At 60.8% G+C, this 15,799-nt stretch carries 12 protein-coding genes; 2 read left to right on the top strand and 10 right to left on the bottom strand.

The genetic code is table 11. The features are described from left to right. Positions 1 to 2: 2 nt before the first annotated feature. From HNR55_RS02490 to HNR55_RS02480, 3 genes are all read right to left on the bottom strand, one after another. Complete coding sequence (locus tag HNR55_RS02490) at positions 3 to 902, bottom strand: EamA family transporter (protein ID WP_166110829.1); 900 nt, start codon at positions 900 to 902, stop codon at positions 3 to 5. Positions 903 to 913: 11 nt separating this feature from the next. Next, complete coding sequence (parE, locus tag HNR55_RS02485) at positions 914 to 2,938, bottom strand: DNA topoisomerase IV subunit B (protein WP_166110825.1); 2,025 nt, start codon at positions 2,936 to 2,938, stop codon at positions 914 to 916. A gap of 94 nt (positions 2,939 to 3,032) precedes the next feature. Then, positions 3,033 to 3,551, bottom strand: a complete 519-nt coding sequence (locus HNR55_RS02480) for a hypothetical protein (RefSeq protein WP_166110822.1) — start codon at positions 3,549 to 3,551, stop codon at positions 3,033 to 3,035. Positions 3,552 to 3,941: 390 nt separating this feature from the next. Between HNR55_RS02480 and HNR55_RS02475 the strand changes: the two genes are divergently transcribed. Next, positions 3,942 to 4,487 carry an Ig-like domain-containing protein gene (locus HNR55_RS02475; protein WP_253545049.1) on the top strand — a complete coding sequence of 182 codons (546 nt, stop codon included), beginning with the start codon at positions 3,942 to 3,944 and terminating at the stop codon, positions 4,485 to 4,487. Positions 4,488 to 4,571: 84 nt separating this feature from the next. On the opposite strand, the gene HNR55_RS02470 is transcribed toward HNR55_RS02475, so the two are convergent. Beyond that, positions 4,572 to 5,021, bottom strand: a complete 450-nt coding sequence (locus HNR55_RS02470; protein ID WP_166110819.1) for an RrF2 family transcriptional regulator — start codon at positions 5,019 to 5,021, stop codon at positions 4,572 to 4,574. A gap of 152 nt (positions 5,022 to 5,173) precedes the next feature. Between HNR55_RS02470 and cysK the strand changes: the two genes are divergently transcribed. Beyond that, positions 5,174 to 6,160: a cysteine synthase A gene (gene cysK / locus HNR55_RS02465; RefSeq protein ID WP_166110816.1), complete on the top strand. Its 987-nt coding sequence runs from the start codon at positions 5,174 to 5,176 to the stop codon at positions 6,158 to 6,160. A gap of 93 nt (positions 6,161 to 6,253) precedes the next feature. Here the strand turns inward: cysK and HNR55_RS02460 are convergent, their stop codons facing one another. The 6 genes from HNR55_RS02460 to dprA all read right to left on the bottom strand — a co-directional run bounded on the left by HNR55_RS02460 (position 6,254) and on the right by dprA (position 15,772). Next, positions 6,254 to 7,486, bottom strand: coding sequence for an OmpA family protein (locus HNR55_RS02460; RefSeq protein ID WP_184382524.1), 1,233 nt, complete (start codon positions 7,484 to 7,486; stop codon positions 6,254 to 6,256). Positions 7,487 to 7,616: 130 nt separating this feature from the next. After that, the gene (locus HNR55_RS02455) at positions 7,617 to 7,958 is read right to left on the bottom strand and encodes a DUF1491 family protein (RefSeq protein ID WP_166110810.1); all 342 of its coding nucleotides are present in this window, start codon (positions 7,956 to 7,958) and stop codon (positions 7,617 to 7,619) included. Positions 7,959 to 7,966: 8 nt separating this feature from the next. After that, positions 7,967 to 9,661, bottom strand: a complete 1,695-nt coding sequence (locus HNR55_RS02450; protein WP_242005420.1) for a S41 family peptidase — start codon at positions 9,659 to 9,661, stop codon at positions 7,967 to 7,969. Positions 9,662 to 9,722: 61 nt separating this feature from the next. Beyond that, positions 9,723 to 11,777, bottom strand: a complete 2,055-nt coding sequence (locus tag HNR55_RS02445; RefSeq protein WP_166110804.1) for an RNB domain-containing ribonuclease — start codon at positions 11,775 to 11,777, stop codon at positions 9,723 to 9,725. A 3-nt stretch (positions 11,778 to 11,780) separates the two neighbouring features. Then, positions 11,781 to 14,528 carry a type I DNA topoisomerase gene (gene topA / locus HNR55_RS02440; RefSeq protein WP_166110801.1) on the bottom strand — a complete coding sequence of 916 codons (2,748 nt, stop codon included), beginning with the start codon at positions 14,526 to 14,528 and terminating at the stop codon, positions 11,781 to 11,783. A gap of 29 nt (positions 14,529 to 14,557) precedes the next feature. Then, positions 14,558 to 15,772, bottom strand: a complete 1,215-nt coding sequence (gene dprA, locus HNR55_RS02435; RefSeq protein WP_166110798.1) for a DNA-processing protein DprA — start codon at positions 15,770 to 15,772, stop codon at positions 14,558 to 14,560. Between the last annotated feature and the right edge of the window lie 27 nt (positions 15,773 to 15,799).

Below are 15,799 nucleotides of genomic sequence, written 5' to 3'. Positions count from 1 at the left end.
GATTATTCCGGCAGGGTTGGGCCGTCTGGCACTGTGGTGCTGCTCCCCTGGGGCATCAGCACAGTGCCGAGGGACGCCAGAACCACACAAAAAATACCACATAAACGCAGCAGGGACGGAACCTCATGCAGCAATATGGCTCCGGCCAGCGCTGCGGAAACAGGCTCCAGACTACACAGCACCCCAAACTCGCGGGTTGAGAGCTTTTGCATGGCGCGCATTTCCAGAGCGTAGGGCAGGGCGGAGGAGCATAAGGCTACCACCATGCTCAGCCCCAGCAAAAGCGGTGCGTGCACCCCCACCCATAATGCGGGAACGGTGCAGGGTACAAAAACCACAGCGCTACCACACAGCATACCAAGCGAACACGCCTGACCAGATGGCAGTTTGCCAGCAATATTACGGGCAAAAATAATATAAAGCGCCCAGCAAACAGCGGCGAGCAGGGTAAACAGAACACCTACAAGGTCTGGCCGCACAGATGATTCGGGGCGAAGCAGCAAAACAAGCCCCAGCACGGTCAGGCTGGTCCACACAACATCGCTCCAGCGGCGGGTATGGATGAAGGACAGCGCAAGGGGGCCGGTAAATTCCAGCGCTACGGTTGTGCCCAAAGGCAGGCGGCCAAGGGAGAGGTAGAAAAAATAGTTCATGGCTGCGAGTGACAGCCCATAAGGCAGCACCAGCAGAATCACTCTGCGTGACAGGTTATGCCAGCTGCGGAAGAACAGCATCAGCATAATAGCGGCAAAAAAAGTGCGTAGTCCCACCATGCCCGCCGCCCCAAAAGTGGGGAACAGCATTTTGGCATAGGATGAGCCGAATTGCAGGAAGAGCATGCCCCCCACAACCTGCAGCAGGGCAGACAGGCGCTCCTTAACGGAAAAAGCGGGCTTACTCATGGGCTGTCCGCTCAGATGTCCAGTAACTCATCAACCGAGCGGGCATGTTCCTGAATAAAGGCAAAGCGGAGTTCGGGTTTACGGCCCATCAGGCTTTCCACCCGCTCACGCGTGGCAAGCCGGTCTTCCGGTGGGGCCACCACGCGCAGAAGGGTGCGGCTGCGCGGGTCCATTGTGGTTTCCTTCAGGTCCGCCGGGGGCATTTCCCCCAACCCTTTAAACCGGGAGACATCAATCTTGCCCCGTTTTTTGGTCAGGATCGCCATTTTGCGTTCCCGGTCCGCATCATCCATGGCGTACACGCTGTGTGCGCCCTGTGTAAGCCGGTAGAGCGGGGGCTGCGCCAGATACAGGTGCCCGTTGCGGATAAGCTCGGGGAGTTCACGGTAGAAGAACGTCATGAGCAGAGAGGCAATATGGGCGCCATCCACGTCTGCATCGGTCATGATGATGACGCGGCCATAGCGTAGCTTGGTCAGGTCAAACCGGTCGCCCGACCCGCAACCCAGTGCTTCTATCAGATCCCGGAGTTCCTGATTGGCGCGCAGTTTTTCGTTTGTCGCACTCGCCACGTTCAGGATTTTGCCGCGCAGGGGGAGCACGGCCTGTGTTTCACGGTTGCGGGCCTGCTTGGCGGACCCGCCTGCCGAATCCCCTTCCACCAGAAAAATTTCGGTGTCGGGGGCATGTTCCTTGGTGCAGTCGGTCAGCTTGCCGGGCAACCGCAGGCGGCGGGTGGCACTTTTGCGCGGCGTATCTTTTGATTCGCGGCGGCGCAGGCGCTCTTCCGCGCGGTCAATGGCAAAGCTGAGCAGCGAATCCGCCTGTGGGGGGTTCTGGGCCAGCCAGTGGTCAAACCGGTCACGCAGGGCGGTTTCCAGCAGTTTGCTGGCTTCGGCCGTGGTCAGCTTTTCCTTGGTCTGGCCCTGAAACTGCGGGTCCCGAATAAAGGCGGACAGGCGGGCGGCAATCATGCCCAGTATGTCTTCGGCTGTAATGCTGGCCGCTTTTTTGATGGAACGCTGGTCCCCCCATGCGCGCAGTCCCTTGAGCAGCGCGTTGCGGAACCCGGTCTCATGCGTGCCACCTTGTGGAGTCGGGATGGTGTTGCAGTAGGAGATCAGGGATGCCGGGCCACTTTCCAGAAAAGCAACGGCCCACTCCACCTTGCCATTATCCGTTCCGTCCGCCTGCGGGGGCAGGGGCGCTTCCCCCGACCAGAAGGGGGTAAGCAGGGGGGCATCGGGGCCAAGTTCGTCTGCCAGACTATCGGCCAGACCACCGGGGAAGTGCAGAACAGCTTCTGCCGGGGTTTCATCCCCCGCCTTGAGCAAAGAGGGATCGCACGACCAGCGGATGGTAACTCCACGGAACAGGAACGCCTTGGAGCGGCAGAGTTTGTACAGGCGGGAGGGCACAAAAACATGTGTGCCAAAAATTTCCGGGTCAGGCTGGAAGGTAATCTGGGTGCCGCGCCGGTTGGGGGCTGCCCCGGCTTCCTGCAGTGCGCTTACAGGTTTGCCCCGTTCGTAGGACTGCTGCCACAAGGTGCGGTCGCGCGCGATTTCCACATCCATGCGGGCGGAAAGGGCATTGACCACGGATGAGCCAACGCCATGCAACCCGCCAGAGGTAGCATAAGCCTTGCCCGAAAACTTACCCCCCGCGTGCAGCGTGGTCAGAATAACTTCCAGCGCCGAGCGATCGGGAAAGCGGGGGTGCGGGTCAACGGGAATACCCCGGCCATTATCCCGCACGGACAGCCAGTTATCGGGGGCCAGATGCACGTCAATGGTGTTGGCGTGGCCTGCCACGGCCTCATCCATCGAGTTATCAAGAATTTCTGCGGCCAGATGGTGCAGGGCACCCTCGTCTGTTCCGCCAATATACATGCCGGGCCTGCGGCGGACGGGTTCCAGCCCCTCAAGCACCTCAATGGCGCTGGCGTCATATGCCTGATTGTCCGGCGCTTTGGGGCGGGCGGAGGCGCTGGCGGACTTACGGGGCGGAGTGGGGGCGGAAAACAGATCGCTCATGCGGGAAGTCTGTCCCGCTTTGGCGTTGATTCGTCAAGCGCCAGAGGCAGCCCGGGCGCCTGAACCCCGGTATGCCGCCTGTGGCTGCGGGGCATTATGCGGCCTTGTGGGTGGTCCGGCGGCGCACAGGGGCGCGTGTGGTGGTGGGGGCTGCACATGTTTCAAACGACGCAGGCTGCGTAACATCCTTGGCGTCGGAATAATTGGAGAGGTCTTCTCCGTTATCCAGAGCGTTCACTTCATCAAACATGGCCATGCGCTGCTGGCAGAAGATGGTGCCCGACTGCAACCCGCGCTCGGACTGCACGTTGGCCAGCTGGGTAATATAATCGTCATGCTCGCGTTGCGCGCTACGACCATAGGTGGAACGGAAGTAACCGTTCAGCTTGTCTTCCTCGTTCAGCAGAATGGTGCGGAACTTGGCGATAAACGCGTTGTAGCGGTCCTGCGCGCTGCACGAGAGGGCGGTTACCATCAGCTCGCTTTTGAGGCCCTGCACGTTAAAGGCTTCATGTGCAGGGGAGTGGCCGCACGGACTGGCGGCAAAAGTAACGGAACCATGCAGAACGCCCGCGGCTAGAACACCCGCGGCAAAAAGACGGGAAAGGAACATACGGTAGGACCTCCGACAGATGCTGCACAACGCAATAGCCTATTCAGGCAGGAAAGAAACGGCCTAATTTGTCATACCGTCATTTCCCATCATGGGAGCACGTGGCAGGATCATGCATACATGGCCGTATACTGCCCTGCTGCGTTAGTGTGGTGTTGTGGCAAAACGATGTTTTTACTGCACCTGCCAGTCAGCAGAGAGGCAGGGGTGCCAAAAGGTGCGGGTTGTGCCTCTTCCTTCCTGCGGCGGGATGATTTAAAGGCAAGAGCGACTCATGCGGCGTTATGGCCTGCTGTGCTGTTAGCCCAGTGGGTAAGGCTTACCCCTTTAACCAGAATGGAACGCAGTGGGTTTATGGTTGATTTAACAAGAATGAAGCGGAGCTGTGGAGTGCGCTTACGAGGAATTGCCGGGCTGACGCTAACTGCTGGCATGCTTGCCGGCTGCGCGACAACCGTGGGCCCTGTCCATGTCGGATCTCCCAATCCGTTTGGGTATCTCAAAAAATCTGCCGTGTGCAGCACAACCCCTATCAAGAAAGAGGCCGACGGCCAGCTTTCCACCACCATGACGGTCCGCTCCGATGACGGGCTGTGCGAGGTGCTGGTCTCCCAGCCCGATGGTAAGCCTTACCTGTCCTTTGGGGCGTCTCCTGCTCCCGAGCATGGCAAGGCGTTCCTGTACACGCTGGATAACGACACACACGTAACCTACACGCCCACGCAGGGTTATGCGGGGCAGGACCAGTTTACGGTTATTCTTATCCCCGGTCCCGGCCAGCAGCGGACCCGCCTGACGGTTACCGCACAGGTTGATGCAACGGGTGTGTATATCCCCCACCCCGCAGTGACCGCGCCTGTACCCGCGGCAGCGGAAAAGAAGGTGGTGACAACAAAGCGGGCTGCGCGTCCTGCCAAAGCCGCTACCAAGAACTGAGCAGACCTCAACAAGTCTGCAAAAAGCGGTGCCGCGTAAGCAGCACCGCTTTTTTTATGCCCGGACCAACCGTGTGGCCAAAGCTCAGATGGAAAAGGTAATGGGTTCGCTTTGCGGGCGTTTAAGCCCAGCTTCCTCGGCCTGACGCACCAGCTCATCCAGTGTGGTCTGGCGCATCTGTTCTGTCAGCTTGGTGTCAAACCCGCTCCAGCAGGGTTCAATAACCTTGTGGAAGAGAGGGCCTTGCGGGCCATCGCTGCCTTCGGGGTCATCGTTCAGAACTGCTTCAATAATACTGACCAGAGTCACATCCCGCCGGGGGCGGCCCAGCCGGTAGCCCCCACGGGGGCCACGGATGCTCTCCAGCAGCCCTGAGCGCGAGAGAGCCTGAAGCAGTGGTTCAATCCCCCGGCGGGCCAGACCGGAACGTTCGGCAATATCTGCCGCACTTACCGCGTTGGAGCGGCCTGCGTGGAAAGCAACGTCCAGCATGATAAGAACAGCGGTCATTGCTCTGTCACGACGAAGAATCATCGCAAGGTCCTTCCTGCTTGGCTTACGGTCTGGCGTATGATGTGCCAGCCTTGCTGTGTTGGGTGCTTATAGCAGGGGAATGGCTGTTTATCTACGTTGTAAATTCGTATTATAAGACAGTTGAACATATAAACAGTTCAGGTAGGGACAAAATGTCATCAACAACGCACAATAACGAGGGTTACGGCTTTGCAGCGCCTCGTGGGAGAGTTTACGACTCGGTTTTGAATGTGGTGGGTGGAACCCCTCTGGTCGCCCTGCCGCGCATCATGCGCGAAGACAAGCTGAAAAGCCGGATTCTGCTCAAGCTAGAATTTTTTAATCCGCTAGGCTCCGTCAAGGACAGAATCGGTACAGCCATGGTGCTTGACGCCGAACGCAGGGGTGAAATTACACCCGGCCGCACCCTGCTGGTGGAACCCACATCGGGGAATACGGGTATCTCCTTGGCGTTTGTGGCTGCGGCACGGGGTTACAGGCTGATTGTGACCATGCCTGAGGGAGCCTCCATCGAGCGGCGTCGCATGGTGCGGTTGATGGATGCTCAGGTAGAACTGACGCCCGCACGCCTTGGTATGGCAGGCGCCATTGCCCGCGCGAACGAGATTCTGGCTGAAACGCCCGATGCCTGGATGCCTGATCAGTTTGACAATCCCGCAAACCCCGCAGTGCATGCCGCCACCACAGCGGAGGAAATCTGGGAAGATACGGCAGGCAAGGTCGATATTGTTGTTGCCGGTGTTGGCACGGGTGGAACCGCAACCGGGATTGCAGAATCGCTCAAGCACCGGCGCAAGGGCATACAGGTCTTTGGTGTGGAACCGGCGGAAAGTGCCGTCCTGAACGGGGATGAACCCGGGCCCCACGGTATTCAGGGGATCGGCCCGGGTTTTTGCCCGGCAACGCTCCACCTTAAATCGCTTGATGGGGTGCTGACTGTTTCTGAACGTGAGGCCATTGCCGCTGCCAGACGATGCGCACGTATTGACGGTATTCCCGTTGGTATTTCCTCCGGTGCTGCGCTGCATGCTGCTTTGCAGCTTGCTCATAAAAAGGAAAACGCAGGCAAAACCATTGTTGTCATAGCGCCCTCTTTTGCCGAGCGTTACCTTTCCACTTCCCTGTTTTCGGGACTGTAAGCATCCCTCTGCTCAGGTCATGCTGTCCGGGGTATAAAAAAGCCCGCCTCATATCGGGGCGGGCTTTTTTAGGACAGGGAAGAAACCTGCCGGTTAGCGGAAGATAATTTCCACGCGGCGATTCTGGGCTTCCTTGGTATTGGGGCCTGTCTGCACCAGCGGGTGCGTGTCCCCATAACCATGAATATCAATGGTGGAGCCTGCAATGCCATCGCGCATCAATTCGGCCTTAACAACCGTTGCGCGGCGGATGGAGAGCTTCATGTTGTAGTCTTCGCCCGCTTTCTGGCCCGGATGGGCAGAGGAATTATCCGTATAGCCCGAGACGGTAATGCGGGTCAGGGCAATATGGGTTGCGGCCTGTGCGGCTTCGCTCACAATGGAACGCGCCCTGTCTGTCAGGTCAGCTTTATCCCAGTCAAAGAAAATCAGGTAGCTGCGCGCGGCCTGCGGGGCCGGAGCCGGGGCATTGGCAATGGGTGGGGGCGGCGGGGGTGCGGGGTTAAACTCGTACCGCAGGCCCAGCATCATGGAATGGTTGAAGTCCGTTGCCGTCTTGTGGGTGCCGTTAAAGGTGGTGCTTCCGCCAAGAACAGCCTGTGTGCCACCAATATCCCCCGTGGAGGTCACGCCATGGGATTGTGGGCCAAACATGGTCCAGAACCGGTATTCCGCTGTGGCCGACAGGCCGACAACCCAGGGAACAGGAAAGGACAGACCAAAAATACCCTGATAGGTGGCGTTACCGTAAGTGCCACCCATACGCTGTATGGTGGTGCCACCCGAGGCATTATGCCCCACGAGCGATGCCGTGGTGGAGGTCCAGCCGTAGCCAACGCCAGCCCCGAAATAGGGGAACAGCCACGGCTTGCCGATATCAAGGTCAAACAGGGCATTGACCATAACGCCATAGGTCTGGCGGCGGCCGTCCCCTTTTGTGGTCACGTTGCTGTTCACAAGGCGGTTATAATCCATGCTGCGGTAGTTACCTTCGACCTCAACACGGAAACCGTTGCCAAGACCCCAGCCTACGGAGCCGATTCCAACCGCGCCAGCTTTCCAGCGGTCACGACCATCGGGGAAGTTGGGTGTACTTCTGACGCGCTGGTCCTGATTGAGGGTTCCACCCCCTTCACCGGCAATATACAGGCCCTGAACAGGCTGCGCATGCGCTGAAAAGGCGGACAGCAGGAGGCCAGCCGCAAGCGGCGCAGAAAGCAGCGTTTGCGCAAGCAGTATACAGCGCGGCTTCATGGTCTTCTCCCTGCTGTGGCAAAGGTTGTGCGATACGTCACGTATGGCGTTGGATGGTACGAGGGCACACATGCCTGCCTTCTTTGCTGTAAAGTTGTGTATGACGCAACAGGCAGAAGCCAGAGTTTTCCCAAACTTATGGATTTTATGCGTCATAAATACCGCAGGCGTGTGGGTTAAGCCACAATACCTACCTTTCTTGTCAGATCAGGATTGCTTCAAACGGAGGGCTGAAGTCCACGGTTTCAACTTCCAGCACCCACAGGTCCGGGTCGTATTTGAGTTGCCGGTCAACATAGGCCTGAATCTGCTCTGCGCCTACTGGTGCTGTGCCCGTGCCACGCAGCCAGGCTGCTTCTCCCGCTGGTGTGCGGGTCTGGGTGAGCACAATGCCCTCTCCAGTACGGCCGAGTAATATCACCAGAATACCGCCCGCATCCGGGTCGCCCCTGCGCAGCAGCATGGCCGAACGGCCATCCAGCCCGGACTGGCGGATGAGTGCTCTGGCAACCAGTTCGGTGCGCAGGCGTGGGGGAGGGAGCATGTCCTCCTTCATGGTGTGGCGGACATCTGGGGTGAGGCGGCTACATCATCGGGAATGGCGGTTACGGCGGTCTTGTACCATGTGGGGTGGTTGATAAGGTCACGCGCGACGCTGATATCGCGGTCATTGCCCAATGCGGCGGGGCATGCTTTGCGAATGGCCAGAATATCGGGAACACCCAACGGGTAACGCGCCGCGCGGGAGGCGGTGATGGCGGCCTGATTGGCCAGTTTGCCGCTGGCAAGCGTGTGGAGCGCGTGGTTTGTGTCCGCCTCTCCCAGACTGGTGCAGATCTGGGGCATAACGCCCAGCCCCTGCAACGGCCAGTGCAGGGGGGCTATGACGCGGCTCCACGTGACAAACAGTTCGCCTTCATCGGGGAGTTGCGCCACGGTCTGCACCAGTCCCTTGCCCAGAGTTGCGCTGCCGATCACCACGGCGCGCCGGTGGTCGGCCAGAGCCGCTGCCAGAATTTCCGCAGCACTGGCGGTGCGGCCATCTACCAGAACGGCAATGGGCAGCCCGTTGGTCATGTCCCCGCCCTGCACGGCCCAGATATGGTTGGATTGCGGGTCCCGCCCGCTGGTTACGGCGGCTACGCCGTGGTCAAGCAGCAGGGCTGCGGCGGTTACGGCCTGTTGCAGCACACCGCCCCGGTTGCCACGCAGGTCAATAATCAGACCGCGCAGGTTCTTGTCCTGTGTGGCCTGGTCCAGATACTGGCTCATTTCCTCCGCCGTGTCGGAGGAAAAAGCGGTTACGCGAAGCACTACAATCGGGCCGCTGGCAAAGGCGAATACGGTTTCGGGCGGCACTTTGGAGCGGCGCAGCGTAACCGTATGCGTGCGCCGCCGCCCGGGGGAGAGCAGGCGCAGCACAAGGGCGCTGTCTTCCGGCCCACGAATCCAGTCCGTAACGGTTGCAACGGATTGTCCGGCAGTTAACTGGCCATTCACGGCTATAACCCGGTCCCCTGTATCAATCTCGGAGGTCCATGCCGGGCCATTCGCGTTGATGGCGGATACAACAATATGCCGCCCGTTCTGGGCCAGTGTTATGCCTGCATCGGCTTCCCCGCCCGTACGGGTTTCGCGGTCCGTACTGGCGGAGGATGGGCCTATATAGCGGGAATAGGGGTCCAGATGATTGAACAGTTCATCAAAAAACGCCTGTAGCAGATCATCCCGCCCGGCTGAACGTACAGCGGCGGAATGGGCGCGGGCGGCTTCCAGAAAATCGGTGGCCAGTCTGGCCCAGTCATCCACGCTGTCCGCCGGTGGGGCCGGGCGGGAGAGCAGGGGTTGCGGACCGGCAAGGAGCTGGATGTTCGCTCCCCGGGAATCGAAGGTGAGCGTAGGGTCCAGTGCTGTCAGGCAGCCCAGCCCCCACAGGGTAAAATCCCGGCTGCTATGGGGGTCAAGCGTACGGGGGCCCAGAAACTCCAGTGCGGTGGCAATAACCGAATGTACGAGCTGCATATCCACCACAGGGGACGGGGGGGATGTGGGGACATCGGGCTGGGGTGGTGGAGCCGGTGCCGGGCTGGCTGCTGCCGGTCCTGCTCCCGCTGGTGCCTCCGCGGGTGTAGGCGCGCTGGGGGGGGCGGGCTGGGGTGTTGCTGGCGGCGGGCTGGGCACAGGTCCGCCACTACTGCTTTGGGCGTGCAGCGTGGCGGGCTGGCACAGGAGCAGAATGGCCAGCATAACGCCGGGCAGGAGCAACTGGTGCTGCACTATGGCCCGGACATAACAGCGGAAGGGAAGTTCAGCGCGCATGGGTATGGGACGCCAGTACGGACACGCCACGCGCCGGGCAGGTTGCCAGCAGAACTGCCACAGGCAGTGCCCCGTTCTGGACAGGGGGCGTGTAGCGGGCGGCAATGCCACCGTGCGGCGAGTCGTCATTCATCCTTACGCAATCCGGAAAAGCAGACCCGGCCAGCAAAGACGGAGTTCCCGTTTTCGTCAATCGCACGCAAAGGCCATGCCGTGTTGTTGTGATGACATGGATGTTCACGTTTTGCCCTATGTCGGGAACCAGAAAGGCCGCCGCCAGCCGATTCTGGCAGTCCTGAACACTTTTTCCGGCGCGGCGCTCTGTAAAATTAAGGTGCGATACCAAAGAGTAATCCTGCTCCCGTAGTGGCGTGCAGGCCACAGATGGAGGCGTTTTTGTGGGGGTGGTCTGCTCCGCGCACCAGGCACTTATGGCCCGGTGTACCAGCAGGTCGGCATAGCGCCGGATGGGGCTGGTAAAGTGGGTGTATAATGGCAGGCCCAGCCCATTATGGCGGCCAGCTACGGCACTGTAGCGTGCTGCCGGGCGTGGCTGTGTGGGCGTAGGGGCGGGATGCACCCGAAACGGGATCGCAAGCCGGTGTTCATGCGCAATCCGGGCGGCAAGCGTGTTTGCCGCGATCATGAAACTGGCGACCAGATCATGGGTTGCAAGGCGCTCGCGCGGTAAAAAGGCAGCGGGCTGCCCGTCGGGGTGGAAGGTGATGACCCAGACATCTTCTTCCAAACGCATGGCGTTGCGTTTGGTTGCGGCTTTATCGAGCGCAGCGCTTGCCGCCATAAGGGTGTGCAGCAATGTTGTGGGCAGGGTGTGGATGGGGTGCGCTGGGGGCAGGGTTTTGCCGTCCTGTGCATCCTGTGCATCGCGGTAGCTCAGTCGGGCTGCGCTGCGCATGATCCCGCGCCTGATTGTTCCATCCTGCATATGGCCGTCATGGGTGATGAGAATATCGGCAAACAGGCAGAGCCGGTCCTGCCCAGGCAGGAGCGAACACGCATTGGCCGACAGGTCCAGTGGTAGCATGGGTATGGTCTGGTCGGGCAGGTAAAGGGAGGTGCCCCGTATGCGGGCCTCCTCATCCAGCGCCGAACCGGTCGGTACGAAGTGGCTGACATCGGCAATGGCGATGACAAGATGAAAACCCGTGTCTGTCGGCTCTGCCCATATGGCGTCGTCATAATCCTGTGCGGTTTCATCATCCAGCGTAACCAGCGGGAGGGCGCGCAGGTCGTGCCGGTCGGCTGGGGCGGGCTGGTTGTGCAGGGCTGCGGCCTGTTCGGCTCCGCGCGTGGCCTCCTGCTCCGCTGCGGCGGAAAACCGGGTGGGAATGGCGTGTGTCAGCAGGCTGAGGGCGCTGGCCATGCCTGCGGTGTCTGCCCGGCCGTAAGGGGTGGGGTTATCCACGGCCAGTGTGCCATCTGGCATGGTGCGCAAGGTCGCCAGAACAACCTCCCCCGGTTCGGGCAGGGCATGCTGCTCTGGTGTGGCCAGCGCGAACGTGCCTGCAATCTGCGGGTTACAGGTCCATAGCCGTTCCACTGGTGCGCCATCCTCTCCAAGTGCGCGGGAAAAGGCGAGGCTCTCCCCCGTTCTGGCCAGTACACATTCGGCACGGGCCTCCCTGCGGCGGGCACCGCAGGCGGGGCGCAGGCGGGCCAGAACCAGATCACCGGGCAAGGGGAGGTGCAGGTCGGGGGCGCGGGTGTCGAGAACAACAGGCGTTGCCGCGGGGTCATCGGCCAGTATGCCGCAGGGGGTCCCGTCGGGGCGGATATGGGTTATGCGCGCCCGTGCGGTTTCTGGCAGCCCGATGGAGGCTTTCAGGCGTCCTGCGGGCAGGTCAAGCAGGCTGCCATCCAGCGCCATGGTGTGCAGTATGGCCTTCAGGCGTGCCTTGTCGCGGATCGGGCGGTCAAACGCGCGCAAAATGTCGCTCAGCCCAACGGGGGTAACCCCGCCAAGCAGGAAGGCCCGAAGTGCTGCGCTGGAAGGAAGGGCAGCAACTTCAGACCTGCCAGACATGGGTTATTCAGCCTTTTTTTTGCGCGTTGTGGTGGTGGCCTTGCGGGCCTTGGGCTTGGCTGGTGCGGCTTCGCCTTCTGGTGTGGCGGCCGCTTTGGCCTTTGTGGTTCTGGTCGTACTCTTGGTGGCTGTTTTGGCGCCAGTTTTGGCTGGCGCTTTGGTGGTGGTCTTGGCAGCTGCGGTTTTTGTGGCCGCTTTTTTCTTGGCTGGGGCTTTTTTGGCCCCGGCCTTGGCCTTGAGCGGCTTGCCCTTGTCTGCCAGCAGGGCCACAGCTTCGTCCAGCGTGACCTCGTCCATATCCGTGCCGCGTGGCAGGGTGGCGACCACCTGCCCGTGCTGGGCATATGGCCCAAACCGGCCCTTGCGCACCATAACCGGCTCGCCATCCTTGGGGTGGTTGCCCAGATTGCGGATGGAAGCCAGTTTTTTGGCCAGCGCATCAACCGCCCGGTTCAGCCCCACGGTCAGGACATCATCATCCTTGTCGAGCGAGCCATAAACCGCACCCATTTTGACGTATGGCCCAAAGCGGCCCAGACCGGCTTCTATCGGCTCGCCCGTTTCAGGGTGCAGGCCCACAAGGCGGGGGAGGGAGAGCAGGCCAACAGCCTGATCCAGCGTTATGCTGGCCCCATCCATCCCTTTTGGCAGGGATGCGCGGCGGGGTTTGGCTTTTTTGTCCGCCGGGTCGGGTTCGCCCTGCTGCACATACAGGCCCCACGGCCCCTGCCGTACTGTAATGTCCTCGCCGGTTTGCGGGTGCTGACCCAGCAGGCGCATACCGTCCTTGAGCGTGCTGCTGCCATCGCCATCTTCAGCGCTTTCGGCTGTCAGCCTGCGGGTAAACTGGCATTCGGGGTAGTTGGAGCAGCCAATAAATGCCCCATAACGCCCCAGCTTAAGGCCAAGCCGCCCCGAACCGCATGCAGCGCACTGCCTCGGGTCCGAACCATCTGCACGAGGGGGGAAGAAGAAGGGGCCAAGGTCCTTGTCCAGTGCGTTCAGCACATCGGTAATGGTCAGTTCCCTGGTGTCGCCCACCGCCTTGGAAAAATCATGCCAGAAGGAGGCCAGAACTTCCTTCCACTGGGCCTGCCCGTCCGAAATATCGTCCAGCAGTTCTTCCAGGCTGGCCGTAAAGCCCGTGTCCACATACCGCTCGAAAAAGGAAACAAGGAACGCAGTTACCAGCCGCCCACGGGCTTCGGGCACAAAGCGCCGGTTTTCCAGCTGAACGTAACTGCGGTCCTGAAGCACGGTCAGGATGGATGCATAGGTAGAAGGCCGACCAATGCCCAGCTCTTCCATTTTTTTGACCAGAGACGCCTCGGAATAGCGCGGGGGCGGCTGGGTGAAGTGCTGCTCTGCCTCTACGTCCTCACGCTTGAGGGGATCTTTCTCATGCATGGGCGGGAGCATGCGGGATTCATCATCCGCCGCAGCTTTTTCGGTATCATCACGGCCTTCGCGGTAGAGTTTGAGAAAACCGTCAAAGGTAATGATCGAGCCATTGGCGCGCAGCACGGTCTGAGCGGAGGGGCCAGCAATATCTACCGCTACCTGATCCAGCATTGCCGATTCCATCTGGCTGGCTACGGCGCGCTTCCACACCAGTTCGTACAGGCGGCGCTGATCGTTGTTGAGGTAGCGCGCCATGGATTCGGGGGTGCGGGAAATATCCGTGGGGCGAATGGCCTCATGCGCTTCCTGCGCGTTCTTGGCCTTGGAGGTGTAGTGGCGCGGCTGGGCGGGCACGTAGTCCGCGCCAATCTTGCTGCCAATATGCCCGCGAATGGCGTGGATGGCCTCCTGCGCCATGGTTACGCCATCGGTTCGCATATAGGTGATCAGGCCGACGGTTTCCCCCCCCAGTTCCATGCCTTCATAGAGCTGCTGGGCGGTGCGCATGGTGGTCTGGGCACTCATGCCCAGCTTGCGCGATGCCTCCTGCTGCAAGGTGGAGGTGGTAAAGGGGGGCTGCGGGTTGCGCCGGACCTTGCGCCGCTCAATGGAGCGGACACTCAGTTCCTCGGCTTCCACCGCGCGTTTGGCGGCTTCGGCCTGCTCGGCATTGCCAAGGTCAAACTGGTCGAGCTTTTTGCCGTTCAGGTGCGTCAGGCGCGCGGTAAAGGGTGCGTTGCCCGGCGTGAGCAGGGACGCGGTTACACTCCAGTATTCCCGCGGTTTAAACACCTCGATCTCGGCCTCACGCTCGCAGATCAGGCGCAGGGCAACGGATTGCACCCGGCCAGCACTGCGCGAGCCGGGCAGTTTGCGCCACAGAACGGGGGAGAGGGTAAAGCCCACCAGATAATCCAGCGCGCGGCGGGCCAGATAAGCCTCGATCAGCGGCAGATCAAGCTCGCGGGGGTGAGCCATGGCGTGCTTGATGGCGCTTTTGGTAATTTCGTTAAACGTGACACGCTGCACCTCCACGCCTTTGAGCGCGTTGCGCTCCTCCAGCATGGCGCGCACATGCCACGAAATGGCTTCCCCTTCCCGGTCCGGGTCAGTGGCGAGGTAGAGGTGCTTGGCACCCTTGAGCGCCTTGATAATGGCAGCAACCTGCTTTGTGCCGCGTTCATCGGCCTGCCACTTCATGGCAAAGCCGTCATCAGGCAGGACGGACCCATCTTTGGGGGGGAGGTCGCGCACATGTCCAAACGATGCAAGCACCGTGTAGCCATCGCCCAGATATTTGTTGATCGTTTTAGCCTTGGCTGGGCTCTCGACCACAACAACGTCAGTCATACTCTCTCCGACCTGCCCGGAAGCAGCACTTACCTACTCGTTTCTGCCTGCCCGTTAGTTAGCCCAACGCGACCATCCTGATAGGTGGTCACCTGACCTGACAGCTCAAGCTGGGTGAGCGCGGCCAGAACGACAGAAGCCGAGAACTGGCAGCGCCTTATAAGATCGTCAACAGCTATGGGTGTAAAGGACAGAAGATCAAGCAACTGTCTGGCAGGGGTGGGTGCTGTATGCTGCTGTGCTGGTAAGGTCGGCGCCGTGTGCGCAACACTTTGTTTTTGCAATGAATTTTTAAAATTCTTCCCCTCCGTGCCCGTGGTGGCGGAGGGGGGAAGAGATGCAAACAGGTCAGGCGTGGATTTTGTGCGGCTCAGGGCCAAAGGCGGGTTCTGGGGTGGGGTTATGGCAATATGGGGCAGAATATCGGACACACGCTCGACCAGAATGGCCCCCTTGCGCAGCAGATCGTTGCTACCTCTGCATCTTGGGTCCAGCGGGGAGCCGGGCACGGCAAAGACCTCCCGCCCGTAATCGGCGGCCATGCGTGCCGTAATCAGCGTGCCAGAGTGGGGGGCCGCCTCCACCACCACACAGCCAAGGGCCAGCCCTGCAATAAGTCTGTTCCGGCGCGGAAAATGGCGGCCTTGCGGGGTGGTGCCAAGGGGAGCCTCGGTAACAACCGCGCCCATTTGGGCAATGCGTGCCTGCAAATCGGTGTTCTGGGGCGGGTAGGGGCAGTCCAGCCCGCCTGCTATGGCGGCAATGGTCAGGCCCTGTTTGTAAAGCGCGCCATGATGGGCGGCACTGTCTATCCCCCGTGCCAGACCGGAAATCACGCTCAGGCCGGAGTCGGCTATCTCCGTGGCCAGGCTTTCGGCCAGCCGCAACCCCTGGGCCGAGGCATTGCGTGCTCCGACAATGCCAACGCCCGGCTGGCTCAGGTAGGCGGGGTCGCCCAGAATGCTCAGTACGGGTGGGGCATCGGGAATATGCCGCAAAAGGGGTGGGTAGTGCGGGTCCAGCAGGGTCAGGAACTGCCCGCCGAGGGCCAGCGTGTTCTCAATTTCGCGCTCAATGCTGTCCCGCGGGGGAATGCCGGGGCGTGTGCGCCCTCTGGCGGGCAGACCCGGCAGGGCATCCAGTGCCGCCTCTGGCGTGCCATACTGCGCGACCAGCCGCTGCCATGTGCGCGGGCCAACCTGCTCGGTCCGCGCAAGGCGCAGGGCTGCATACAGGCTGCTCATGCGAAGGGGTGGAGCAACCGGCGCAAA

The sequence above is a fragment of the Acetobacter lovaniensis genome (assembly GCF_014207635.1).
GTDB classification, from domain to species: Bacteria; Pseudomonadota; Alphaproteobacteria; order Acetobacterales; family Acetobacteraceae; genus Acetobacter; species Acetobacter lovaniensis.
The sequence above is the reverse complement of the archived record's forward strand: the minus strand, read 5'-3'. Positions and strand labels throughout refer to the sequence as shown.

Excerpts from the sequence above, each read along its gene's own strand:
- HNR55_RS02490 (WP_166110829.1), bottom strand. The coding sequence starts at position 902 with ATGAGTAAGCCCGCTTTTTCCGTTAAGGAGCGCCTGTCTGCCCTGCTG.
- parE (WP_166110825.1), bottom strand. The coding sequence starts at position 2,938 with ATGAGCGATCTGTTTTCCGCCCCCACTCCGCCCCGTAAGTCCGCCAGC.
- HNR55_RS02480 (WP_166110822.1), bottom strand. The coding sequence starts at position 3,551 with ATGTTCCTTTCCCGTCTTTTTGCCGCGGGTGTTCTAGCCGCGGGCGTT.
- HNR55_RS02470 (WP_166110819.1), bottom strand. The coding sequence starts at position 5,021 with ATGATTCTTCGTCGTGACAGAGCAATGACCGCTGTTCTTATCATGCTG.
- cysK (WP_166110816.1), top strand. The coding sequence starts at position 5,174 with ATGTCATCAACAACGCACAATAACGAGGGTTACGGCTTTGCAGCGCCT.
- HNR55_RS02460 (WP_184382524.1), bottom strand. The coding sequence starts at position 7,486 with ATGTGTGCCCTCGTACCATCCAACGCCATACGTGACGTATCGCACAAC.
- HNR55_RS02455 (WP_166110810.1), bottom strand. The coding sequence starts at position 7,958 with ATGCTCCCTCCCCCACGCCTGCGCACCGAACTGGTTGCCAGAGCACTC.
- HNR55_RS02450 (WP_242005420.1), bottom strand. The coding sequence starts at position 9,661 with ATGCTGGCCATTCTGCTCCTGTGCCAGCCCGCCACGCTGCACGCCCAA.
- HNR55_RS02445 (WP_166110804.1), bottom strand. The coding sequence starts at position 11,777 with ATGTCTGGCAGGTCTGAAGTTGCTGCCCTTCCTTCCAGCGCAGCACTT.
- topA (WP_166110801.1), bottom strand. The coding sequence starts at position 14,528 with ATGACTGACGTTGTTGTGGTCGAGAGCCCAGCCAAGGCTAAAACGATC.
- dprA (WP_166110798.1), bottom strand. The coding sequence starts at position 15,772 with ATGAGCAGCCTGTATGCAGCCCTGCGCCTTGCGCGGACCGAGCAGGTT.